Genomic DNA, 24,365 nt, shown 5'->3' with positions numbered 1-24,365 from the left:
ATCTTCATGTTTAAATGCTCCATTACTTGTTTAAAATTTGCTAAATCTGAAAGACTATTAATTTTAAATTCTGTCTCAATCTCTAATTGAATATGCATACTAACACCTCAGTATTAGTATGAAATGGAAGAGCATTTTTGTACATCGTTATTCAAGCAGGAATGTACATATTTAAATTAGCATTTATAATCCGTTGATATTCCTACGTTAAATAGAAATTCAGCTGCTTCAAAAGAGGATAAAATATGATACATACAGCGGAGTTATCAATTGTTGGATTAGATAAGGAACATTTACGATTTAGAGAAAATCACTATGGCAAGGAACCAATAAACCAAATTTTACACAGGTATATGATGAAAGGTATTAGCATCGTTGAATTTTCGAATAAGCCAATTACATTTTGCAAGCTAATAATAGATATTCCTTTGATTTTAAATAGAGGGAATGTGGAAGAGAACGATTATGAGCAAGTTAAACGTTATATTAAAGGAGCATTGAGTCTCGTTTATGGTGATAAACAACTATTCGATCAGCATTATCTTAGTAGGATTGATTATCGATTTGATATTGAGGTTTCAAATGAAAACATTAGGAGAATTTACTTTGAATTATTCAGGAAGTTAAAAAAGAAAAAGGCTCACTTGGAAAAAAAGATTTATTTTACTTCACAATATCATCAATGTAAAAGCATTCATATTATCTTCTATGATAAGGAACAAGAGCGTAGAGATAAAAATGAACATGTTGAAATGTGGGAAAGAGGGATGATGAGATTTGAGGTGTGCGTTGAAAAAGATCATTTGAAGTATAAAAAGTATAAAAAAGGTGAGCCACGGTTTTTAAAAGATTATTTTAAGAAAGAAAAGTACGCTCACTATATGAACAACTACATTTTAAATATTTGTCCAATAGGTGATTTCTATTCTTATGCGAAGCTAGAAGCAATTATTGTTGCAATGGATTTATCAATTAGAGAAAAATTGGAAATGAGAAAATTCGCAAAATATGTTTCTAAAGGAAGCTTAGATACACCTGCTAAATATTATTCACCTAGCACATATCGAAAATATCTGAAGCTGTTTAATGAGTATGGAATAAATCCAATCACGATCCCGCCTAAGTACAAGCTGAATTATTTAGAAAGCTTAGTGAAGCAAGCGGTTTTATGAATAGGCGGAATTTCTTCAGTAAAACGCAAAATACCATCGCCTAGTATGTACTAAGCAATGGTATTTTTTGTTTGCAATTAGCATGGTCTTTTGAAATATTTAATAGATTGAATGCCATTGAAAGAATGATTTTTTTCATGTCTGTACTTATTATTTCACCATTGTAAAAGACATCTTGCTCCAGCAAAAGCGATTGCAATTCTAATTTACCAGCTACTACGTTCATTTCTACGATTCCTTTCCAATTGTCATGAAGACAAAATCTTTATTTGATTGTTTACTATAAGCAGGGGGTTATTGATATATTCCGTTTTTGAGGAATTACAGCAAGAAGAAAAACTGCTAAATACGATTTTGGTTTGCAGATATAGATACCATCTTATAACCAAATAATTTTATAATGGTATAATTTAACTAGAACTTATATATAGAATACAGTAGGAGGGAATAAAATTGTTTGATAAGAAAAAGAGCTATTTTAGCTATTTATTTAATTTACAGAGCGGATTTGCTGCTTTAATGGTTTTATTCATATTATTTTTTAATAACTTTAACTCTATAGTATATTTGAATTTACTTTTTAGGGAGATTAAGAATGGAACATTATATCAAACTATAGATAAAAATTTTATTTCGTTTATTAATGGTGAAAGTATAGAGTTTATTAATAAAAGTTTTAATTTACTTAATGAAATAGCTCTTTTTTTAATAGTTATACTAGTAGCCTATTATGTTTTATATTTTGTCAAACAATATTTAGGTGAATTTAGAGATAACAATAAATTATACTTCTTAATTTTATTTATATTTAAAGATAAATTAATTTTAAGGGGAGAAAAAGAGATTTTTAAAAAATTATTAAAATATGTTATAAAAGTTTTACTTATTAACCTCCCATTTATTATTGGTATAATTCTATATAATAACAACGAAATAGGGTTTCTATTTTTAATAGGAATAGTAATTGTCTATTTAATTTATGAAAAATTAGATTGTAATCTAATATTAAGAATGTGTTATTTAAATGTAGTAATATCATTTTTTTTAGATACTGTAATTATCTTGAATAACATAAGTTTTAACGATATATTGAGTATTGCAGTACTGATATCAATAATTAAACTTTTTGCTTCAACATACTCAGTAGTTTCTTTAACAACTTTGTTATTATACATATTGTTTTTTTTAATTCGAATCGAATACAATATAGCGAGAATTTCCAAAAGGTATATATGTATAAATTTTTCGAAGATTAATTTTAAATCTAAAGAGAAATTCAATGAGGATTTATCAATAGAATTTAAAAATAGAGAAACAATAAAGAAGTCTAAAAGGATGAAAAAAAGGAAGGAATTATTGTATTTTAGGAATTTGGAAAATTTAGTAATAAGTATTTATTTAACAATTTATTTAACATTATTAATTTTTATTTGTGCAGTATTTAATTTCGAAATTTTTAATAGTTTATTAATAACGTCATTTTTATTTATTTTTATTCGGTTTTTAACCCGTGGTTATGAAATAATTAAAGCATTTTTTAAAGATGCTACTTCTAACGACTTAAAATTATCTAGTTTAACTTATATAGATAGAATTAAGCTAGTAATTAAAAGTTTATTTGAAATTGCAATATATTCTACATTATTGAAGGCTATATATTTTTCTTTAAATAATGGTTTAGAATTGTCTTCAAAAACTATTAAAGACAGTGTAAGTTTTCTTTTTGAAAGTTTTTCAATACAATTCTTTAACATATCATATAGTATTGAAAATGGTTTGTTATTCGCTATAATTCATATTGTTCAAATATTAATATCAGCTTGTTTAATTTTATTATGTATAGCATTATATAGCGGTAGATCGGTAGCAACTTCATTCTATTATATAGAGAAAAATAGTAACAATATTTTTTATTTATACGAAGAACTTTTAGGTAATGGTCAAACAACTGCCAAAAGAATATTGCAATTTAATTCTATTGGGAAATTAAATGAACTTTGGGGAAAAAATGATGTATCAAGTGATTTATATAATATTGCAATTCAAGAATATGAAAATCATAAATTGTGGATTCAAGAAAATAAAGAATTAAAAGAAGAGATTCTATATATAAAAAGATGAAAGTGCTCTCGCTTGTAGATTTCTTTCTATTTGAAATCTACAAAATTCTGTATCGTCTCCGACTTAATCTTCTTAGTCATGTGAACGTAAATGTTTATCGTCATATGTTAAGTAGTGTGTGTTTGATACTCATACGAGAAGATGTATTAGGGTGTTTGTTAGGCGATAAAAAGAAGCTAGTTTCCCTGTATGGAGATTTATAATACGGTGTTGACACATCTGGCTATAATCTGGCTAATAATAATTAGAAGTGCTTGAAAACGTTGATATGACTAGGTTTATAAGCAATTAGTTCAAATCCCCGCCGTCTCCATACAGTGGCTCAAAGTATAGATTTATCAAGGCTTCTGAAAAGTGTGGTAACAATTCACTTTTCTTTAGTTTTAAATTCAATAATTTGAGCAGGTTTGAAGTCGTTTTCCATATCGAGAACGGCTTCTTTTTCTGTTGTGGGATATAAGTGGCTGTAGGTGTTTAATGTTGTCGCTACATCACTATGTCCAAGACGTGCAGCAATTACAGAAATAATTGTGCCTTTATTTATTAAATAAGAAGCATGGGAATGTCTAAAATCATGTATTCGTATTTTCTTTACACCAGCTGTATTTATATATTTCTCAAATCGTCTATCTAAGGTAGTTGTTGAAATACTTTCTTTAATATCTCCAAATACAACATAATTTAATTTTGGATTACGTTCTAGTTTAATACGTGTTTTCTCTCCTCTTTATCGCCGTTTGCAATAAGTCCATTTAAGATGATGGCCTTTTTCATAAGAACAGCCTTATCGAATGGAGTGATATATTCCATTTGTACCAATTTCTTATTAATTTAATTGTAAGTTAAACCCATTAGTATCTCAAAAAATGAAACAGATGAAAGTATCTTCACCTGTTTTTAAAGAGAATTAAGCAGTGTTATCTATCGTTTTGGTAATTTTCTTGTTAATTTCCAATATACATGTAGAAAAAATAACTAAAATAGCAGATGATTACTAACGAACTTACTAAAGGAGGTAATATTTTATTATGTTTAAAAAATTAAGTTTTACAGTTTTACTTTCTGCTATCCTACTAATAGTTACATTTACTATGGATACAAGTAAAGCACAAGCGGGATATGCAGACAATCCAAACGATGTATACTATAATTTCGCCAAACAAGCATATAACGTAGATGGTTTCTCAACTGGTAAGCAAAAAATCCAGAGTAACTTAAATGAAATATACGGAAATAAATTTAAAGTAATTGATACTTTAAGCGTTGTAGGAAATCCCTTCCATGAAGCAGCAAGACAAACAAATGGCAATCTTGGTTCTTTAGATTCTACAGGACTTGAAATTATGACAATTGTAAAAGAGCCGAGTGCCACTAGTGTAGGTAAGGTTTATTTTGCTTTTGCTGGTACAGATTCAAAGTCATTATCAGATATATTAACTTCTAAAAACATTGCTGAAGGTGATACACCAGGGCAACTAAACCAAATTCAACTATACTTGAATTACATATATTCTAATTACCCAACGTATAGCGGTTATCAGTGGTATTTTACTGGCCATTCACTAGGTGGTTACTTAGCTGCTAAAACTTATTTAGATATTCGATCAGCTAATTGGTTAACTAGTACTCCATGGAAATATGGTGGTGCTGTTAATAAAAAGACAATAAGCGGAGTTTATACGTTTAATCCACTCCCAATTCCTAAGAATCAAATTTCATCTACACAATGGAATGCGAATATAAACAAAGTATACGATTCAGAAATTAAAAACCTATATATTGAAAATGAATGGCTAAATGGTGTATATGATATGCATAGTGACAAAATGGCCTATTTTGGATTTAAAGGAGCTGTACCATCAAGCATTCCAACTTACAAAACAATAAACTATACTCCAAAAGGTAGTATATCAGGGGATTTAGCAGGCTATTACGCGTATTCGTTGACTCATAAAAAAGCAGTTACTGACAATCATGGAATTTCTGCTTTAGCACCTTATGTAAGTAATTAAAAGCGCATATTATTCAATTTTAAACAGGCTGGGACAAAACCCATCTCTAAACTAAAAAGCCGGTGAAATTTTACGATCAGTAAAATTTCACCGGCTTTCAATTTTTTTTCATAAAAAATAAGGACCACTTCTAATAAAATTAAGTCACCACAACAAAATTATACAGAAAGAAGGATCCTTATGTTTAAAGATTATAACATGAATCAATTAATTTTGCTTTTAGATTTAGAAGTGAAGTTACAAAAGAATGATATTGCCTTCCATGTCCACCATTTAGTCGAAAGTATCCCGCCCGAAGCGTTTGAACCATTCCTTCGAAATGAGGGCTGTCCTGCCTACCATCCACGAATGATGCTTAAAATTATCTTATGTGCCTACATACAATCTGTCTTCTCAGGGCACAATATTGAAGCTCTTTTAAAAGATAGCCTTCGGATGATGTGGCTAGCTCAAGGGTATGAACCAACCTACCGCACAATCAATCGATTCCGTGTCCAACCAGAGGTGAAAGAGTTGATTCGTCAATGCTACGTTCAATTCCGATGCCAGCTGATACAGGAAAAATTAATTGATCAGGAAGCTATTTTTATTGATGGAACAAAGATTGAAGCGAATGCGAACAAATTTACATTCGTGTGGAAAAAGTCGATTGAGAAATATCATAACGGACTAATTGAAAAGTCAAACCAGCTATACGAGGAGCTGCTTGAAAAAGAAATCATGCCAGAAATTGAACGGGAAAATGAAATGGAGTTGGCATTGGAAGACCTCGCTCAAATGGTCGAAAAAGTAGATGAAGTGATTTCTGAATATGATCGAAAAATTGAGGATTCATCGGATGTAGCAGAGCGAAAGGCTTTAAGAACGGAACGGAAATTCCCAAAGCAAGTTCGCAAACAATTAATTGACTTTATTGAACGCAAACTAAAATATCAAAGAGACTTCCAAATCTTTGATGAACGAAATAGTTATTCGAAAACAGACCCTGATGCCATATTTATGCGTATGAAAGATGACTATATGAAAAATGGTCAATTGAAGGCAGGTTATAACATACAAGTGGCAACAGAAGGTCAGTATGCGCTTGCCTACAGCATTTTTCCGAATCCAACGGATACACGTACATTAATCCCATTTTTAGATGAAATCGAACAACATTATTTTAAGTTACCAAAACACATTGTCGCAGATGCCGGATATGGTAGTGAACAAAATTATGATGATATCCTTTCGAATCGTAAGCGAGAAGCCTTAATCACATACAACATGTATATACAAGAACAGAAGAAAAAGTATAAGCAAAACGAATTCAATACAGCAAACTGGGATTATGATGAAGAACATGATCGATACACTTGCCCAAATCAACAACAGTTTGTATTTGAATATCGTTCTACGAAAACGGACAAGTATGATTTCACACGTGAGTTTAAGGTATACGAATGTGAAGACTGTTCCGGATGCCTCCTACGTTCATTATGTACAAAAGCAAAAGAAGGAAATAATCGTAAGTTAATGGTGAATGAGAAGTGGGAACAACAAAAAGAATATGTGAGCGCAAAGCTTTCAGAAGAAAAAACGAGTACCCTTTATCGTCAACGTAAAATTGATGTGGAACCAGTTTTTGGATTCTTGAAGACTGATTTGCGTTTCACTCGATTTTCTGTACGAGGAAAATCGAAGGTTGAAAATGAGATGGGCCTCTCACTAATTGAAGCTAGTTATGTCCCAGCCTCTTATATTTATAAAACACTCCTCTTATCTATCAAGCTATTGCTTGCTGGATTTGGCATAGTAACTTACTCACAAAGTTCCGCTGCCGAGATTTCATAGGGCCAGTCCCTTCATCTATCTTAAAACTAAAAAAGATCAAATATTATTCACCTTATAATGGATTTTTTTGACAATGTAATAATCATAAACTATAGTAAAAATACAATATTTAAATAATACTAAAAATGAAATGGAACGTTTCCTAAAGCTAAGGGGGAATATATGAGTAATTTTATTGTCATGCAAAATGCTACACACGAGGAAGAAATTATCGGAGGATATATGTGGTCCCCGCAAAAAAATAAAAATGGAAATAGCAATCATGCGTACGAACGAATGGCTACTATTAAGGCGGGTAATAAAATTTACAGTTGTTATGATCAAGCAATTCGAGCGGTAGGAATAGCAACGTCAGATTGTTATATTGCAGAACAACCGCATGAACTACAGGAGAAAAATCTATGGTCAGATGAAGGGTATAAGGTTGATGTAGATTACACAATTTTAAAACATCCAATTATGATTAGAGATGTTTGGGGAGATATGGAATATGATCGTCCACAAAAATACTCAGCCTTTCAAGAAAATGGGAGAGGAAATCAGGCTTATTTATTTCCCTGTCCGGAAGCCTGGGCTAGATTGTTTAACAGTTTTCTTAACGAAGATAGCCTAGAAGCAGAAGCAGAACTAATAGAAGATGGCGAAATTAAAGTGGAAACGTTCGCATATTCTAGTTTCGAGCAAGGAGAGACTAGAGTTAGTAATAAGGTAGCGGGAAGTGCAAGCAAGCGTAGCCGAGTAGTAAGTCAACAACAGCTACAAAAAGACTTGAAAAAGCGAAAAAAAATCGGTGATATTGCAGAGCAAAAAGTTTTTGAATATGTGAAAAAGAAAGTAATAGAAGTATTCGGTAAAAAATACGGAGAACAAGTAGAGTATGTAGCGCAAACACAAGGTGATGGATTAGGATATGATATTACAGCATTTGATTACTTACAACCACAGTCTCCTCCAAAACCAATAAAAATCGAAGTGAAGGGGACGACATCAACAAGTACAAGCGCAGTCTATTCAATTTCTTACCCTGAGTTAGAAAAATTCATCCAGTATAAGGATGAAATATGGCTAGTACGTGTATATGGTGTAGGCAAGACTCGAGAGATGAAAATGGAAATAGATAATGACTTTAGTAGCTATAACTCAGTAAGTGATTTGTTGACACGTAAATATGCATATATTCCATCTACAATAGATGTATATGGCACACGAGTGGAAAACAATGAATGACGATAAAGAATATGATTTGAAAATATTCGATAATCTATACATAATAAGGAAAGTCCGATGGGATAATAATTTATATCTTAATATTGAAATGCAGCAATCTACAAATAAGCTTGCTGCATTTTCCTTTCGGTTTATAAACCTTCCTCAAAATAATCTAAATCCATCCGCTTTATTGTAAATGTTTGAACATTAGATACACCTACATTGTCTAAAAACATTAACTCAGTACATATACTATTGAGCTTTTTGTATTTAGAAAATTTCACCATGTTGATAGTTAAATACAATAAGTTAATCTAATCACCACAACCAATATCTAGCTCCTTGTGCGACAATAAATCGATCCAGCCATGTATCAAAATTTCATTGGTAATCTTTGAATATCTCCTACTTGAACATATATTAGATAGTCGTCTTCACAATTAGCAACTTTTTCTGAATCAATGAACAAATAGTCACCATATCCTTTATAATATCCAATCATATACCAATTTTTATGATAAGCACTTTTGTAATTTAAATTTATATCATATTCATTTAAATAATTTAGTATCTCTTTTATATTGAATAGTTCAAAGTAATCCATGCCATCTGAAAATAATTTTCCGCCATTACATAATTTTAAAAATGCACAAAAGTCTTTCGGCAAAATATGATTAGTTTTTAAAGAAAATTCTTTTAGTTCTTGGTCCCTAACTGGTTTGTTCCAATCACATGTAACATTTAAGATTTCCCCATTTTCTCTTTGTATTGTTATGATCTTCTCTTTTTCTAATCGTTTATTTAATGATGTTAAAATTAATTCAATAGACATACTGAATCACCTTATTTTGAATAGTTTCACCAAGGAGATACAATGACTCTGTGGAATGAGTAAGGCAATATAACAATATAGTTATTCTCTAATTTTTAATAATCTAGATAAAACTAAATAAATGATTAAAGTACATAAGCCTAATAGAGAAAAATCAAAAAATAAATTATTAATCCCTAAATCTGTTATTTGAAGAATAGATACATCTTCGGATCCTTTATACTGAATCCATTTAAACGGAATCCCTAAAATAAATGCAATCACTAAACTAATAATAGCAATATATATTCTCTTCACATGTCCACACCTCGGAAACGTAAGTAGCAAACATAGTTTCTTAATATTTTTGGCGTCACCTTTATTCTCCTTTTTCCTATAGATTACTTTATTATATGTCCCTGTAAATAACGCACTTTTAATACAGCTTCCTAGTAATAGCACACCTTTAATTTAAAATAACCGTCATACCTATCGCAGTAAGAGCAGCGATAACAAATGCCCCTACAATTGTCCATTATAGGTGTATCTTTTTTCCCCTTTCGTCAAAAACTATTAAAATCAGGATTTTAATAGTTTTTAATAGCTTACAATTTTTTTATTAATAGAAGTAATTCAAAAATAAATATATTAAAAAGGACAATTACTCCTACAATGATAAATACGCTCTGTGTAGCAATATCTAGAATGAAGATTACTGTTAATAAAATTATTATTGTAATAAGTATTTCTAAGTAACCTTTATTTCTTTCACTCATAAATTCAGCTCCAAAACTACTAATTAAATTTTTGGTTTTTTACCGAAATTCTCTGTCCATGGTACGTTAGCCAGTAGTCTTATGTGATTCCTTCATCTCTATCCTAATTTCAATATGAGCTTTTGTTAGAAAAATACTTAGGTGTTTTGAACAATTAATCAAGCGGGTATTTAGGTTTGGTGGAGAATGGAGAGGGGCATTTTCAATTTGATTCTCGAGATAAGATACTATTAAATATGGAAGACTCCACTTTCATAAAGTGAAAATGGAGTTTTTCTGGTTTGAAGCAACCATTTATAAAGTTACCTTCTAAAAAAATCAAAAATAATGGATTGTTGATAAATGTTCAACAATTAATCTTCATTCGTAAAAACTTTATTAGCATGGCGAATAGTAATAATATTATCATTTGGATTAATTAAAACAACAGTATCCCATGTAGGTTTAATCTGAAGCTCACCTTGTTCATCAATACGAATCATTGCATTTAGTTCTAGAATACCTTCAATAATAATGATCTCTTTTGAATCGTAATCTTTTATAGCTCTTAATCCATCTTTGAAACGAATTTTCCAATCAAAAAAATTTACTTCATTCATTGAGAGTTTACCTCCAGGAAATTTTTTTCAGAAACAAGGTCATAACTTTTAATAGAAGTATTAAATGATATAACTTGTATTGGTGAGAAGCTATATTTATCAAATGAAACTTCCGAATCTTGACAATATGAAAGGATTATCGTATTTCGTTAAATTTTTGTTAGTTTTCTTCAATAGAGTTACATCACAAAAGAAAAACCATTTAGTTTCACATCCGATTGAGTATTTAGAAAAATATTTATTGTTTAATCAAAACTGGAACTTTTCTTAAATAAAGATACTAATGCTAAAAGTAAAAATGATATAGCAAATGTTTTTGTATATTCCTTATAACCATTTGGTATAAATTGACTGGTGATAAACCCTATTACTGCCATTATTATATAAGTTAAAATGCTTTTTAATTTTGTATTTTTTATTGTAATGAAATACATTAATGATTCTGCAACTAAAATGATAAGTAAAGGAATAATTAAAAGAATAAATAAACGTATTAATGCATATCCCAAAGTTCCCACCTTCTTTTAAACGATTAAAAAGGATATCAAAGAATTGATACCCTCTATTGATACCCTTTTTTATAATATTAAATTTCTCTATAATAGTCTCGTGCTCCTAACCAATCCTGTCCATATTGATATAATATATAAGCAATACCGAATGGACCTATTTTAACCGCACCTTTTACAAGTTTTTTAATTAACGTCCAACTTAATAAATTACCAGATTTTAATGCTTTTATTATATCATCAGCAAAACCTATCATTCCCGCAGTAGCTAATTCAAATTCTTTACTTTTTAATCCGTCCGCATAACCTTGAAATCTAATAAAATTGGAATTATTTTTTTTAGTACTTTTATAATAAGGTTTTTGTCCACTCATAATTGCCTCTGCAGAACCATTTGAAAACACTCTATACCTAACATCTGCAATATATGAACCACCATAAGCTGCTCTAGGAGTAATTAAAGGAACATCGGGATCACTAGTATCAATAAGTAATGTTTCGCCATTTTCAGATTCTACTTCTATCAAATCCGTTGCTATTTCAGAAACTGTAATAGTTCCATTGTCTACCAATGATTTATTTTCTCCTTCAATTCTATATACATTAATGTTTATTATTTCTTTATCATCTATTGTTTCAACACTTTCATGAGTTTCATATAAAATATCATCTTTTTTATATTAATAGATAGAAAGTTCTGGAGAATCAAGAATAAAATTTATTTCTCCTTCATTTACATTTGCATGTTCAATATTTTGTGCATTAGTGTAAAAAGGTAAAGTTGTCGTAAGTAATAATACAAAACAAAGTACTGTAGCTAATTTTTTCATTTTTCTCCCCCTAAATCTATTTTTGTTAAACTTTTGGTTAATTCTAAAATATCAGATAACTCAAGACATTAACATTGCTAAGAATCCGATGTATTTTATTCCATTATGAAGCATTATCTTTCTCCCTATATCAGTAGTAACTTAATCGTAAAAGTCTTAAAACTAATAGGAACTAATAGTAATGTGAAAATAATTGCCTCTTTATTAAACTTTTTGTTTTCATAATCTTTCTTCTTTACTTTTCCCCGGGTTGTTACTACCTTACCATTAGCAATAAAATTTTAAAAATCAACTTTTGTCAAAAAATGAACAAAAATTGATAAAATTCAGAAAAAATACCCTCTGTTTTGGAGTTTGATATCACAGATGATACTTATATGAAAGAAAAAGCCTAGTAAAAACTAGACTTCTGTATTTAATTAGTGGTATTAAAGTACTCATAAAGTCCTTTAGAAAACCTTATGCTACCAGTAGGTCTGTTCAATATAAATTGGAAATAAAAGTAAAAAATCAACTTTTGTCAATAAATGAACATAAAATGATAAATATCAGAAAATTTTCTTTACTTTCTAACACGGCAGTATTGAGGCATGTGACAATCGCTGAGAAATGGATCTTGAAGTATTGCACAACGGACAGCTTGTTAGTAAAGTGAATAGAAAGTGGTTCACTTTGAGAAAATCTACAAAGTAGAAGTATTTAATGAAAAAATGGAGCAAGTGATTATTGCTCTTGTGTGCGAATGTAGAATAAGCCGTAACTTCATCAGAATTGCTTTAACAAGTAGAAGAAGAAGGAGGTTAAATAATGATACAGTTGCATATTGAAAGTAAGAAGAAACCAGAAATTTATCGAAAGTTATTGTTACCGAAGAACAGTAGTTTTTCCAAGCTAGATGAAATTTTATTACTAAGTTTTGATTTGGATGGGGCGGACTATTTTGATTTTGAGATTGTTAAAAAAGATGGACGATTATCTAAAGAGAAGATTTGTTTTTTACCAAAAAATGATACGGAATTAGATACAGATGAAGAGTTGGTCGATGAATGGCTTCGAAAGCCTGGTGATGAAGCCATTGCACATGTAATTGATAATAGTGAATCATTTACGATTCGATTAGAGAGCAATGAGGATTTACAGATGAACAATGAAACTCCTTTATGTATTGCTGGAGCAGGCAATATTCATACAGGTAAAATGGACAAGATTGATTTGGAGGAGATTAATGAACTGATACGGGAGGATGAAGAGGCAGATAGTTTACTAGAAAACCTGGAGCCAGATTATCTTACTTTATTGGAGCTTACTAATGACCTGAAAAAATTAAAGCCATGGCAATATTTAAGGGATGATGAGGTCGTTGTCATTCACTTTGAAGATGTAGATTACAAAGTATTTGTTTCTGTTATGGGGGCTGGTGGTGAAGAGTTTGGATTAATGATTTTTGATATGGAACTTGGCTACAATAGTTTAGCGAAGATTCTTTATGAGAAAAATTTATCGAGCGATTTCTCCTATAGTTTAAATGCTTTGTCTGTGAATTTTGTTGATAGGGAAGAGTTAGACCCAGCAGATTATCAGTTAATTAAAGATTGTGGGTTGTCGTATAGAGGGAAGAAGAACTGGATTCAATTCCGTAACTATCTGGAGGGAACGCATCCTGAAAGGCCAAACTATCTAGATACTCACAAGAAATAATGAATATAGTTTAATTCGAGTAGTTTCAGCAGTTGATTTTATACATAAGAAAGACGGGGGTTTTAGTAGGATAAGACTTGTTATGAACATCAAGAGTCCACCATGTTTCTTTATAAATTTTTTCTATATAATAATAATTCCTATTTTAATAAAATGTTTATTCAACGAGAGAGAGTATAAAATATTTTGTGTAAATGAATAAAACGACAAAAAAGGAAGACCTTTTCTTGGTAGAATTAAGTCACCACAACCAATCCTAGAAAAGAGGTCTTCCCTATGAATCAGTTTACAACAGAAATCGTCGAAGCTCTAGTAAAAAAACAAGATATTACCGAAGTATTTCGTACGCATTTAGAAACAGCGGTCAATACGCTACTTGCGACAGAACTGACGGCATTTTTAGATTACGAAAAATATGATTGAATTGGCATCAACTCTGGTAATTCACGCAATGGTTCGTATTCACGCACGTTACATACAGAATACGGTGATTTAACCATCCAAATTCTACGTGACCGCAATGGTGAGTTCAAGCAACAGACCGTCGCACCCTATAAACGCTCAAATGACACACCGCAGACGATTTCGAACATGACAAAAGTGGTCACAGAACAGGTAGAAGCCTTTAATAAACGTACCTTAAATGAACGCTATATCTGCGTTTATTTGGACGCAACCTATATTCCTGTTCGTCGTGAAACGGTATCCAAAGAAGCTGTTTATATCGCTGTTGGTATTCGAGAAGATGGCTCAAAAGAAGTACTGTCCTACACGATTGCACCAACAGAATCTGCGTATAACTGGCAGGAACTTCTCACAGAACTCAAGGAACGTGGTGTCGAAGAAGTTCTTCTGTTTATTTCTGATGGCTTAAAAGGCATGGTGGATGCGATTTCTACGGTCTTTCCGAAAGCACAGTACCAAACTGGTCTAGTACACGTAGCACGCAATATTTCACACAAGGTCCGTGTAGAAGATCGTCAAGAAATCTGTGATGACTTTAAAACAATTTACAAGGCAGCGAATAAAGAAGCAGGACAACTCGCGCTAAATGATTTCTGTTCGAAATGGCAAAAAGCCTATCCTAAAGTCGTGAAATCTTTGCATGACAATGCCTATCTCCTAACGTTTTATGGCTTTCCAAAAGCGATTTGGCGTAGTATTTATAGCACCAACCTGATTGAGTCATTTAATAAAAAAATCAAGAAATATACAAAATGCAAAGAGCAATTTCCAAATGAAGAATCACTTGAACGTTTCCTTGTTTCACAGTTCGAAGATTACAACCAAAACTTTGCGACACGTTGTCATATCGGTTTCAATCAGGCACGAGCAGAACTTGAAGCGATGTTTGAATGACGAGAATAAGGAGAAGGAACACGAAACGCGAAATTTTGGTTATTGGAAAGGATTAACCCTTTCCAATAACCAAAATCATACCTTCGAACAAATCTATTTAAAAATCAAAAAGTGATGATCTATAAGAAAAGGTTAGATTGTCATTTACACAAAAATATTGACAGTCCCATACTTTGTTGGAATTTAGAAGTCATCTATTTCTTGTTTTAAACTATTTGCAAACTCGATGATTTGTTCCATTTTCACTACTAGACATAATGAAGGACCACATCCTGTTGCGCGAAGATGATTTTTATAGCCTGCATCTAATACAAAAATTAATTTAATTCGAGGTTCATTTTCTTGTCTTTCCTGCTCAGGTATTTGAAAAAGACCATATCCAGGGAAATGATAGGTACCATATTCAGGAATATGATAAATGCACAATCCTGGATCAAGAAACTCTAGCATACTTAGATGGATATTATCAATATGCTGTAGATCATCTAATAACTTTAAGAAGTCCCTCCTTAAACAAGCGATTTCCATATGCACCTCTGGAAATGCAGGACCAGAGCGGAGGTCAATGCGAAATTCTATACTTTCTTCATTAACTAACTTTAAATTTATTTCAACTTCACAATTACTAGGTACACTAGAATAGTCTTTTAATATGGCCATAAATTAAACTCCTTTTACTTTTTAACACTACAGTATAACTAAATACATGACAACAACCCACAGTCACTATACTATGGATTGTTGTCGACATATGTGAACTTTCAATAGATTTAATATAATAGAACTTATACCTAAATATTATATTATAATTATTTGATATCCCCTATATATTGCCAATAATTTTTAAACCATTTCAATTTTTTGGAAGTTGTATCGTAAACTGTTTCAATTACATCTGAATTTTTATTAAGTAAGACAGCAACTTTATTGCCGTTTTCTGCCCAAGCAACCCTTTCACCGCTTAGTAAATCTACATATTTTGTACCCTTAGCTAAACTTTGATCTATCATTTTTGCAGTAATCTTGCGCTCTACTGCTCGTTCAGCAGCATGTGCGGATACTCTAACTACATTCCCTGTAGAAGTTCTTGCAATAAATGAAACTCCAGACCTAATTATAATACCTGCTAATAATGGAATAGCTGGAGCTATGCGTGGTTGGATTTCAAATTCATCTTCTAAATTGATTCTTGGATCATTGGAAGAATCTGAAGGCATATCTAAATTTTGATTTACACCATCTGTCTCGCCATCAAATTCATTATCTGTAAGTGCTTCTTCTTGATCAAAGGAATTATTTATTTGTAAATCCTGAGATTCACTTGCCTTAGCAAGACTTGGGGAAATGATACTGAAAACTAATGTGAAAAAAATCAATCCTATAATACTTTTAATTAAGTTATTCTTCATAATTAATAACCTCCATTATTCTAGATAAATTTAAAATGTTATAACAATCCATTACTCTCGAGTTAGTATTATCCTACTATTATCACTGATACTAATTTATCGGAGAATTTACGCCATTTTTATTTCCACTACTTTTATTACATATTATTTGGCATTCAACGAAAATGAATAACTATTGAACTTTTATTAGTCAAATAATAATAATCTTCGATAAATTCTCTATAAATATTCACGTACTATGTTAATCCAATATTGGACACCAAAATCAAATCAAATCAGAATGGTCCTTTACTTTTCCCCGGGTATGTTAATACCATATCATTAGCTATAAAAGATTCAAAATCAACTTTTGTTAATAATTAAACAAAAATTGATAAAAATCAGAAAAAATGGCTCTGCTTGGAGTTAGAAATCACAGATGATCCTTATAAGAAAGAAAAGAGTTCTGGTAAAAATTAGACTTTTTAATTTAATTAGGAATCGAAGTGATTATAAAGTCCTATAGAAAATCCTGTGCCACCACTCTTTAAAAGTTTCAAAATCAACTTTTGTCATTAATTAAACAAAAATTGATAAAAATCAGAGAATTTTCTTCACTTTCTAACACGGCAATATTGAGGCATGTGACAATCGCTGAGAAATGGATTTTGAAGTATTGCAGAACGGACAGGTTGTTAGTAAAGTGAATAGAGAGTGGTTCATTTTGAGAATAGTTACAAAGTAGAAGTATTTAATGAAGAGATAGAGCAAATGATTATTGCGTTTGTGTGTGAAAGCAGATTAGCAGTAGCTTCATCAGCATCCTTTAACAAATAGAAGGAGGAGGGTAAAAAATGATACAGTTGCAAATTGAAAGTAAGAAAAAACCGGAGATTTATCGAAAGTTATTGTTACCGAAGAACAGTAGTTTTTCCATGCTAGATGAAATTATATTACTAAGTTTTGATTTGGATGGGGCGGACTATTTTGATTTTGAAATGGTTAAAAAAGATGGGAGAGTAGCTAAAGAAAAGATTTGTTTTTTGCCTAAAAATGATACGGATTTAGATACAGATGAAGAGTTGGTCGATGAATGGCTTCGAAAACCTGGTGATGAAGCCATTGCACATGTAATTGATTATAGTGATTCATTTACTATTCGATTAGAGAGCAATGAGGAGTTACCGACGAACGCTGAAACTCCTTTATGTATTGCTGGGGTAGGTAATATTCATACGGGTAAATTGGACAAGATCAATTTAGAGGAAATTAATGAACTGATAGGGGAGGATGAAGAGGCAGATAGTTTACTGGAAGAACTGGAGCCAGATTATCTTACTTTATTGGAGCTTACTAATGACCTGAAAAAATTGAAGCCATGGCAATATTTTAGGGATGATGAAGTCGTTGGCATTCACTTTGAAGATGTAGATTACAAAGTACTTGTTTCTGTTATGGGAGCAGGTGGTGAAGAGTTCGGGTTAATGATTTTTGACATGGAACTTGGCTATAATAGTTTATCGAAAATTCTTTATGAGAGAAATTTATCGAGCGAATTCTCCTATGGTTTAAATGCTTTAACTGTGAATTTTGTTGATAGAGAAGAGTTAGATCAAGCAGATTATCTATTAATTAAAGATTATGGGCTGTCGTATAGAGGGAAGAAAAACTGGATTCAATTCCGTAGCTATCTGGAGGGAACGCATCCTGAAAGACCAAATTATCTAGAGGTAGAGCTATTAATTGATGTTGTAAGTAGGATGATTAATATTACAGAAGCTCGGAAGGATGGCTGGGAATATCCACAGCTAGCTGAACATCAATATCCAATGTTTAAAGTGCAAATAGATGGTGAGTTACAAGAGATTTATATTTTGCAAATAAATATGCCAAAGCCAACGTATGAGTGCTACGAGGAAATTTCGATGTTTGAAAAAGCAAAATATAAGAAAAAGCCTAAAAGCGCGTTACAATTAGAATATGATGTATTTTACATGCCTTTTGGCGTAGAATCGGAAGTAACGAGCCGCACTGTTTATCCGATTGCTGGTATGCTTGTTGAACGAGGAAGCAATTTGGTTATTGAACACGAATTGTTCCCTATGCCTAAAATGCCACCAATTGTACAAGGCGTGTTATGGGCATTTTTACAAGGCTTAGAGGTAAGACCAAGTAAAGTATTTGTCTCTAAAGAGTTAAGTCCTATGCTTCAACCATTAGCAAAAATGGTAGGGGTGGAACTTGTAGAAAGTGAACTTCCTTGCATTCGAGAAGTGAGAGAATTTATGAAAACCATGTCTATGGATTTAATTGAAGAATAGTGAATAACGAGACCACACATTTCTGTGATTTTAGCACAGTTAAATGTGTGGTTTTTTATAAATGACCTTTTTTCTTTGCATTTCTTCTATCCTACTATGTACGATTCCAAGATCATGATGAGCATTCGGAAGAAACCTTGAATATTGAACAGTTAAGTATGTTTAATACTAAACATACTCATTGGTGTTTAAAATGACTGTTTTTAATTGCAATCACAGAAAATCGTTGCACCTGAAGGATTAGGACGTAATGCGAAGTGGAAGAAGATATAGCGATATAAAATGCTAGTATAATAAATAATATTGAAAATGTTATAAATAAATAACTTTCATAATGGCGTGTAGACTGGTATTAGGTTAACATGCCATTTTTTATTTTAAATGGATACTCACAAGAAATAATGAACATGGTTTAAGTCGAGTAGTTTCAGCAGTTGATTTTATACATAAGAAAGACGGGGGGATTATTAACGGAAGATGAGGACCATTACAAAATTCCATGGAACATAACAGACGGGATGTATAGTTGGGCAAAAGAAAAAACCACTGTAGAAGAAGCGGGATCAATGTAAACTGTTCAGATTCGAATGTGTTTATTTCCTTTTTTATATAATGGAACAATATGTCAAAACTGACTGCAGCTATACATAAGTAAATAGTAGATCATAGATTTTCGCCTATTTTGATAATTAGTAGGGTAAGGCTTGTTAAGAACATCGAGAGTCCACTATGTTTTTTTATAATTTTTTTTATATAATAATGATTCCTATTTTAATAAAATATTTATTCAACAAGAGCAGAATTCCAATAAATTGATAATGAAAAACAGTAAAAAAATACTCATTGCGAGTAAATTTTTACTGTTTTTTTTGTTATTTAAAGATAAATGAAAAAAATGGAGAACTTTTTAAAATTTATGTAGACAAAAAGTCTGGAATCATTTAGTATTTTTTGAGCGATCTACTTTGTAATGATTATAAAGTAAGATTAATTATTAGTGGAGAGGTGAAGGTAGGGCTTATACATGCAATTTTGTCCTATGCTTTGAAGGATTGATTAGAATGTATTCATTTATGACAAGAAGTGAATGGAAGGATAGAGGTACCAACTTATTGTTAGTGACATCCTTTGCAACATTAAGAATGTATGAAAGTCGTCAACAAACACCAATAGGTATCTCTCAGGATTTAGAAAGGAGAAAAACATGAAAAAATTAAACATAGTAGTAATTTTATTACTGATCGTATTCCAAATAGTATTATCACCAATCTCAGTATTTGCGAGCGAAGCGGATGCTAATATTGGAGCACCTGGAACAACTGAAACAACTGAAACAACTGAAACAACTGAAGAACCAGCAGTAGAAGGAAGCGGAGCGAATATCAATGAAAGTGCTGGTGTAAGTGATGGGGCTGTAGACAAAGAAACCAGCGTTGGTTCGCCTAAACAATTAGACAACCAAAGTGCTCCTATAGACAAATCAAGCACTCTAGCAGACAACCAAAGTGCTCCTATTAACAAATCAAACACTCTAATAGACAGTCCCAATGCTCCTACAGACAAGTCAAGCACTCTTGCAGAAGAATCTAAAATTGTCGGAGAAGATAATAACTCAGCAAAATCCGAACAAACTCAAACAAATACGTCTCCAGTAGGAAAAGCACGAGAACTAAGCAATACTGGTTTTCTCGATAGTGCGCAAATTACAAAAACAAATTTAGCATACGGTGAACAAACAGGAGTCTATGTAACATTTAGTGAAAAGCCTAATCTCAAATTAAAAACGGGCGATACAATTACGATGACTTTACCTCCGGAATTAAAAGGTTTCAATACGAATATTAATCTAGAGGATTATGGTTCGTGTGATGTGACTAGTGGACAAGTTGTATGTACGTTCAATAGCAAAGTAGAGGAACGTGAAAATATTACAGGTTTCTTTAATTTCTCTATATTAGGGACAAATGTAGAATATGGAATTAAAAAAACGATTTATACGAACTTTGGAACAAGTTTAAGTGAGCAAGCTGTAACAATTACTCACCCAACTAGTGATGGTTCAAGAATCTTTTTCTATAAAGCAGGAGATATTATGCCAGAAAATGCTGATGAAGTTCGCTGGTTCCTAAACTTCAACTTAAAGAAAGAATATCTTGATAGTGATATCGTTTTACAAGATACTTCAAAAGGTGGTCAACAAATAAAGAAAGATAGTTTCAATATCCAAACAAGTGGCCAATTAGGTAATCGTCAATTCACACCTGAAGAGTTTCAAAGTAATGGGTTAGGATATGTGAGTTTTACAAGTGATAATTCATTTAATGTAGTAATTAAACAAGGATATGCAAGCTTATCGTCGTTCACTGTAAGTTATAAAACGACGATTACAGCTGAAGGGGTAAATGAAAAATATCTGAAGAATGAATATGATTTGAGTTACAAAGTCAACAACCAATTGCCAGTACATGAGAAAAATGTGGCTCAAGTAAAAAATATTTTAGCTGATGGTTGGGCTGAAGGGGATTTACCAGACAAAGGTACATTAAGAATACTGAAATATATAGATGGTCATAAAGAACAAGTCATTTCAGGTGTTCATTTTAAAGTTTTCTCATCAAATGATCAACAAATTGGCGATTTCTATACAACCGATGACAATGGAATTGTAGAAGTACCGAACTTGAAAGCTGGTGAGTACTATGTACAAGAAGTATCAGCTCCTAAATATGTAACATTTGACGCAAATAACAAACTTCCATTTAAAATAGAAGTCGGCGCTCCAAAAGGTATTGAATTACCAATTGGCAACAGTTTGAAACAGACTTCAATTGAAGGAACGAAAACATGGAGCAACGATCGTGAACAAGATCGTCCATCAGAAATCAAAGTAGATTTACTAAAAGACGATGAGGTTATTGCTACAAAAACAGTAACAGCAGAAAATGGCTGGAAATATCAATTTGAAAACTTAGACCAATACACAGTAGAAGGTAAAGAAATCAAATATGCTGTGAAAGAGCAACCAGTAAAAGGGTATAAGTCAAAAGTTGAGGGTTATGATATTTTAAATACAAAAATACCTGAAGGATCAATTGTTTTAACGAAAATAAATGCTGACACTAAAGAAAAATTAGCGGGTGTTGAATTTGCGTTAGTTAACGATGAAGGCAAAGTAATTGCAGAAAAATTAGTAACTGATAAAGACGGTCAAATTAAAGTTAACAATCTATCTCCGGGCAAATATGCATTTGTGGAAACAAAAGCATTATATGGATATAAACCTTTATATGAAAAAATGGAATTTTCAATTGAACACGAACAAAAAGAAGATGTTCAACTAACAGTAGAAAATTTCTATCACAAGACAGCGGTAGTATTGACAAAGCATGCTAAAGATGAGCAAGGTCCAGTATTACCTAATGCGGAATTCAAACTTATTAATCAAGAGGGTAAAGTAGTAGTAATAACATTAGTAACAGATAAGAACGGTCAAATTAAAGTAGATAACTTACGTCCAGGTAAATATGCGTTTGTGGAAACAAAAGCACCAAATGGTTATCAACATGATGCAAAACCAATCGATTTTGAAGTTAGTTTGGTAAACGAAGAATCTGTTATTCAATTACAAGTAGTTAATCAAGTTGAACCAGAAAAACCGATAGAAAATCTAGCGCCTCCCGTGAAACCAGAAAAACCGGTGGAATCAGGCGAAAAACCGGTAACACCAGAAAAACCGGTGGAATCAGGCGAAAAACCGGTAACACCAGAAAAACCGGTGGAATCAGGCGAAAAACCGGTAACACCAGAAAAAACGGTGAAATCAGGTGAAAAACCGGTAACACCAGAAAAACCGGTGGAATCAGGTGAAAGACCGAAAACACCAGAAAAACCGTTAGAACCAAGTGAAAAACCGAAAGACCCAAAAAAAGAGAGTAATGTAGTAGAGGAACCTAAGACTCAAGAGAACACAGAAAAACCAGAGAAACCAAGTGAGAAACCAAAAGATCCAAAAAATGAGCGTAATTTAATAGAGGAGCCGAAGACTCAAGAGAAGTCAGAAAAACCGGTGGAACTTAGTGAAAAACCAAATGACCCCAAAAATGAAGATAATGTAGTAGAAATGTCATCAAAAGAGCAAACCAACAAAGTTGTTCAAAATCAAAAAGTTGACCAAAAGGATCAAAATACTCTAAATCAAGCTAAACGCTTACCTCAAACAGGGGAAAGTAATACAACCTTATACCAAGTACTTGGTTTGGTTTTAGTAGCACTAGCATGCTTGCTATTACGACGTAGTAGAAGAGAAATTTAAAATATAATCCCCCCGTTTTGAACGAACAGGGGGAATTATTATGTCTAAATAATGGGTTCGTATAAAGTATAAGCTCTTTAAAGGCTTTTCTAAACGCTTTTTTGAATTAAGAACGTTCAATGTAAATATATAAATACAAAAAATATCTTGGTAGAGTTACATCGAATATTATATTGTTGTTTATAAGAACCTGCGACTAAAAATGTTGTATTCGCAGCACCAAAACGCAAAATAGCTCCTATCCTATATAAACACCATCACATGTATCAGGTGCTGGTTCATAGAAGCAATGATTTTTAAATTGACCAGCAAAAGGTTGACCGTACCATGTTGGAGGACATGGGGCATAGATTGAAGTACCAAAGTGCATATTTCGCTGGATGATCTCGCCAATAATCCAGATTCATTTTTGCTAATCTTTTTTCATTAGATCGAGCTCTTTGGTAAAATGAATTCCCTTTTTGAACAGCTTCAAAAGAATAATTTCCTCCCTGTACCTGATAAATGACATCTTCTACTGTTCTTAAATCTATAAAGTCTAAACAATTTGATACAAGACGATTCACAATGACGTTGCCAACATATAACATTCCTTGGTTTCCTTCACCTTCAGCTTATGCTCTCATCATCCTTGCCATTAAATCAACGTCAGAATCTCGGTATTTTGCTCTTGGCATTTTTCACCTCCAACATATAGTACGAAAAAATTGCCAACAGTAGTTCATTCGAGTTTCATCCCCCTAAAGTATTTTTAGGGGGATGAGGTTTGCCCAACCGATAACTGTTATCTACGGAGAATGAATATTGTTCGCTGGAAGTACCTGCGACTAAAAATGTTGTATTCGCAGCATAAAAACGCAAAACGGCTACCTATCCTTGATAAACACTTTCACATGTATCAGGTGCTGGTTCATAGAAGCAATGATTTTTAAATTGACCAGTAAATGGTTGACCGTACCATGTTGGAGGACATGGTGCGTATGGATTGAAATACCAAAGCGCATATTTCGCTGGATGATCTCGCCAATAATCCAGAGTCAATTTTGCTAATCTTCTTTCATTAGGTCGCGCTCTTTGGTAAAACATATTCCCTTTTTGAACAGCTTCAAAAGAATAATTTCCTCCCTGTACCTGATAAATAACATCATTAATTGTTCTTAAATCTCTAAAGTCTGGACATTCTGCTATAACACGATTCACAATGACGTTGCCAACATATAGCATTCCTTGGTTTCCTTCACCTTCCGCTTCCGCTCTCATCATTCTTGCCACTAAGCCAATGTCAGAATCTATATATTTTACTCTTGGCATTTTTTCACCTCCACCATATAGTATGAAAAAAAGCCTTCATTATTGAACATCAAAATTATTCATTCGGAAAAGGTTGGTGAAAGTGAGGTAACAATTCACTTTAT

The 24,365-nt window shown here is 32.0% G+C and carries 18 protein-coding genes, 4 pseudogenes and 1 riboswitch; of the genes and pseudogenes, 10 read left to right on the top strand and 12 right to left on the bottom strand.

The window, feature by feature from the left end:
• Positions 1–245 precede the first annotated feature (245 nt).
• The gene (locus ACYQ73_RS27330; protein ID WP_460015332.1) at positions 246–1,172 is read left to right on the top strand and encodes a hypothetical protein; all 927 of its coding nucleotides are present in this window, start codon (positions 246–248) and stop codon (positions 1,170–1,172) included.
• A 40-nt stretch (positions 1,173–1,212) separates the two neighbouring features.
• Here ACYQ73_RS27330 and ACYQ73_RS27325 read toward each other — a convergent pair whose 3' ends face one another.
• The gene (locus tag ACYQ73_RS27325; RefSeq protein WP_460015331.1) at positions 1,213–1,398 is read right to left on the bottom strand and encodes a hypothetical protein; all 186 of its coding nucleotides are present in this window, start codon (positions 1,396–1,398) and stop codon (positions 1,213–1,215) included.
• A gap of 227 nt (positions 1,399–1,625) precedes the next feature.
• Between ACYQ73_RS27325 and ACYQ73_RS27320 the strand changes: the two genes are divergently transcribed.
• Positions 1,626–3,293 (top strand): hypothetical protein, encoded by a 1,668-nt coding sequence (locus ACYQ73_RS27320; protein ID WP_460015330.1) that lies wholly within the window; start codon positions 1,626–1,628, stop codon positions 3,291–3,293.
• A gap of 367 nt (positions 3,294–3,660) precedes the next feature.
• Here ACYQ73_RS27320 and ACYQ73_RS27315 read toward each other — a convergent pair.
• Positions 3,661–3,981, bottom strand: a pseudogene (locus ACYQ73_RS27315) (tyrosine-type recombinase/integrase); the annotation flags it as partial.
• A gap of 340 nt (positions 3,982–4,321) precedes the next feature.
• Between ACYQ73_RS27315 and ACYQ73_RS27310 the strand changes: the two are divergent.
• From ACYQ73_RS27310 to ACYQ73_RS27300, 3 genes and pseudogenes are all read left to right on the top strand, one after another.
• Entirely contained in the window at positions 4,322–5,305 is a 984-nt protein-coding gene (locus tag ACYQ73_RS27310) for a hypothetical protein (RefSeq protein ID WP_460015329.1), read from the top strand.
• A 180-nt stretch (positions 5,306–5,485) separates the two neighbouring features.
• Positions 5,486–7,018 (top strand): annotated as a pseudogene (locus ACYQ73_RS27305) (IS1182 family transposase); the annotation flags it as partial.
• A gap of 42 nt (positions 7,019–7,060) precedes the next feature.
• A riboswitch (SAM riboswitch) is annotated at positions 7,061–7,171 on the bottom strand.
• Positions 7,172–7,300: 129 nt separating this feature from the next.
• Positions 7,301–8,365: a protein NO VEIN domain-containing protein gene (locus ACYQ73_RS27300; protein ID WP_460015328.1), complete on the top strand. Its 1,065-nt coding sequence runs from the start codon at positions 7,301–7,303 to the stop codon at positions 8,363–8,365.
• 355 nt (positions 8,366–8,720) lie between these two features.
• Here the strand turns inward: ACYQ73_RS27300 and ACYQ73_RS27295 are convergent, their stop codons facing one another.
• From ACYQ73_RS27295 to ACYQ73_RS27270, 6 genes are all read right to left on the bottom strand, one after another.
• Positions 8,721–9,179, bottom strand: coding sequence for an SMI1/KNR4 family protein (locus ACYQ73_RS27295; protein WP_460015327.1), 459 nt, complete (start codon positions 9,177–9,179; stop codon positions 8,721–8,723).
• An 81-nt stretch (positions 9,180–9,260) separates the two neighbouring features.
• The gene (locus ACYQ73_RS27290) at positions 9,261–9,620 is read right to left on the bottom strand and encodes a hypothetical protein (RefSeq protein ID WP_460015326.1); all 360 of its coding nucleotides are present in this window, start codon (positions 9,618–9,620) and stop codon (positions 9,261–9,263) included.
• A gap of 667 nt (positions 9,621–10,287) precedes the next feature.
• Positions 10,288–10,533: a hypothetical protein gene (locus tag ACYQ73_RS27285; RefSeq protein ID WP_460015325.1), complete on the bottom strand. Its 246-nt coding sequence runs from the start codon at positions 10,531–10,533 to the stop codon at positions 10,288–10,290.
• 245 nt (positions 10,534–10,778) lie between these two features.
• Positions 10,779–11,042, bottom strand: coding sequence for a hypothetical protein (locus tag ACYQ73_RS27280; RefSeq protein WP_460015324.1), 264 nt, complete (start codon positions 11,040–11,042; stop codon positions 10,779–10,781).
• 77 nt (positions 11,043–11,119) lie between these two features.
• Entirely contained in the window at positions 11,120–11,614 is a 495-nt protein-coding gene (locus tag ACYQ73_RS27275) for a hypothetical protein (RefSeq protein WP_460015323.1), read from the bottom strand.
• Positions 11,615–11,722: 108 nt separating this feature from the next.
• Positions 11,723–11,872, bottom strand: a complete 150-nt coding sequence (locus ACYQ73_RS27270) for a hypothetical protein (protein WP_460015322.1) — start codon at positions 11,870–11,872, stop codon at positions 11,723–11,725.
• Between the two features lie 807 nt (positions 11,873–12,679).
• On the opposite strand from ACYQ73_RS27270, the gene ACYQ73_RS27265 reads away from it, so the two are divergent.
• On the top strand, positions 12,680–13,570 hold the full coding sequence (locus ACYQ73_RS27265) for a DUF7309 domain-containing protein (RefSeq protein WP_460015321.1): 891 nt from the start codon (positions 12,680–12,682) through the stop codon (positions 13,568–13,570).
• A 276-nt stretch (positions 13,571–13,846) separates the two neighbouring features.
• Positions 13,847–14,929, top strand: a pseudogene (locus ACYQ73_RS27260) (IS256 family transposase).
• Positions 14,930–15,112: 183 nt separating this feature from the next.
• Here ACYQ73_RS27260 and ACYQ73_RS27255 read toward each other — a convergent pair.
• Entirely contained in the window at positions 15,113–15,589 is a 477-nt protein-coding gene (locus ACYQ73_RS27255) for a hypothetical protein (RefSeq protein ID WP_460015320.1), read from the bottom strand.
• 149 nt (positions 15,590–15,738) lie between these two features.
• Positions 15,739–16,338 carry a hypothetical protein gene (locus ACYQ73_RS27250; protein ID WP_460015319.1) on the bottom strand — a complete coding sequence of 200 codons (600 nt, stop codon included), beginning with the start codon at positions 16,336–16,338 and terminating at the stop codon, positions 15,739–15,741.
• Positions 16,339–17,171: 833 nt separating this feature from the next.
• Between ACYQ73_RS27250 and ACYQ73_RS27245 the strand changes: the two genes are divergently transcribed.
• From ACYQ73_RS27245 to ACYQ73_RS27235, 3 genes are all read left to right on the top strand, one after another.
• Entirely contained in the window at positions 17,172–18,638 is a 1,467-nt protein-coding gene (locus tag ACYQ73_RS27245; protein ID WP_460015318.1) for a DUF7309 domain-containing protein, read from the top strand.
• Positions 18,639–19,711: 1,073 nt separating this feature from the next.
• Positions 19,712–19,846, top strand: a complete 135-nt coding sequence (locus ACYQ73_RS27240) for a hypothetical protein (RefSeq protein ID WP_460015317.1) — start codon at positions 19,712–19,714, stop codon at positions 19,844–19,846.
• Positions 19,843–22,950, top strand: coding sequence for a SpaA isopeptide-forming pilin-related protein (locus ACYQ73_RS27235; protein WP_460015316.1), 3,108 nt, complete (start codon positions 19,843–19,845; stop codon positions 22,948–22,950). The genes ACYQ73_RS27240 and ACYQ73_RS27235 overlap by 4 nt, the downstream gene beginning before the upstream one ends.
• A 238-nt stretch (positions 22,951–23,188) precedes the next feature.
• On the opposite strand, the pseudogene ACYQ73_RS27230 reads toward ACYQ73_RS27235, so the two are convergent.
• Together ACYQ73_RS27230 and ACYQ73_RS27225 are read right to left on the bottom strand one after the other, a co-directional pair.
• Positions 23,189–23,540: pseudogene (locus tag ACYQ73_RS27230) on the bottom strand (cell wall hydrolase).
• A 280-nt stretch (positions 23,541–23,820) separates the two neighbouring features.
• On the bottom strand, positions 23,821–24,261 hold the full coding sequence (locus tag ACYQ73_RS27225; protein ID WP_053484277.1) for a cell wall hydrolase: 441 nt from the start codon (positions 24,259–24,261) through the stop codon (positions 23,821–23,823).
• Between the last annotated feature and the right edge of the window lie 104 nt (positions 24,262–24,365).

The organism is Lysinibacillus sp. CTST325 (assembly GCF_054665055.1).
This window is presented reverse-complemented; position numbering and strand designations above follow the sequence as displayed.

Bases quoted from the DNA above. Each gene is read 5' to 3' on its own strand.
- ACYQ73_RS27330 (WP_460015332.1), top strand. From the start codon at position 246: ATGATACATACAGCGGAGTTATCAATTGTTGGATTAGATAAGGAACAT.
- ACYQ73_RS27325 (WP_460015331.1), bottom strand. From the start codon at position 1,398: ATGAACGTAGTAGCTGGTAAATTAGAATTGCAATCGCTTTTGCTGGAG.
- ACYQ73_RS27310 (WP_460015329.1), top strand. From the start codon at position 4,322: ATGTTTAAAAAATTAAGTTTTACAGTTTTACTTTCTGCTATCCTACTA.
- ACYQ73_RS27300 (WP_460015328.1), top strand. From the start codon at position 7,301: ATGAGTAATTTTATTGTCATGCAAAATGCTACACACGAGGAAGAAATT.
- ACYQ73_RS27295 (WP_460015327.1), bottom strand. From the start codon at position 9,179: ATGTCTATTGAATTAATTTTAACATCATTAAATAAACGATTAGAAAAA.
- ACYQ73_RS27285 (WP_460015325.1), bottom strand. From the start codon at position 10,533: ATGAATGAAGTAAATTTTTTTGATTGGAAAATTCGTTTCAAAGATGGA.
- ACYQ73_RS27270 (WP_460015322.1), bottom strand. From the start codon at position 11,872: ATGAAAAAATTAGCTACAGTACTTTGTTTTGTATTATTACTTACGACA.
- ACYQ73_RS27265 (WP_460015321.1), top strand. From the start codon at position 12,680: ATGATACAGTTGCATATTGAAAGTAAGAAGAAACCAGAAATTTATCGA.
- ACYQ73_RS27255 (WP_460015320.1), bottom strand. From the start codon at position 15,589: ATGGCCATATTAAAAGACTATTCTAGTGTACCTAGTAATTGTGAAGTT.
- ACYQ73_RS27250 (WP_460015319.1), bottom strand. From the start codon at position 16,338: ATGAAGAATAACTTAATTAAAAGTATTATAGGATTGATTTTTTTCACA.
- ACYQ73_RS27245 (WP_460015318.1), top strand. From the start codon at position 17,172: ATGATACAGTTGCAAATTGAAAGTAAGAAAAAACCGGAGATTTATCGA.
- ACYQ73_RS27240 (WP_460015317.1), top strand. From the start codon at position 19,712: ATGACAAGAAGTGAATGGAAGGATAGAGGTACCAACTTATTGTTAGTG.
- ACYQ73_RS27235 (WP_460015316.1), top strand. From the start codon at position 19,843: ATGAAAAAATTAAACATAGTAGTAATTTTATTACTGATCGTATTCCAA.
- ACYQ73_RS27225 (WP_053484277.1), bottom strand. From the start codon at position 24,261: ATGCCAAGAGTAAAATATATAGATTCTGACATTGGCTTAGTGGCAAGA.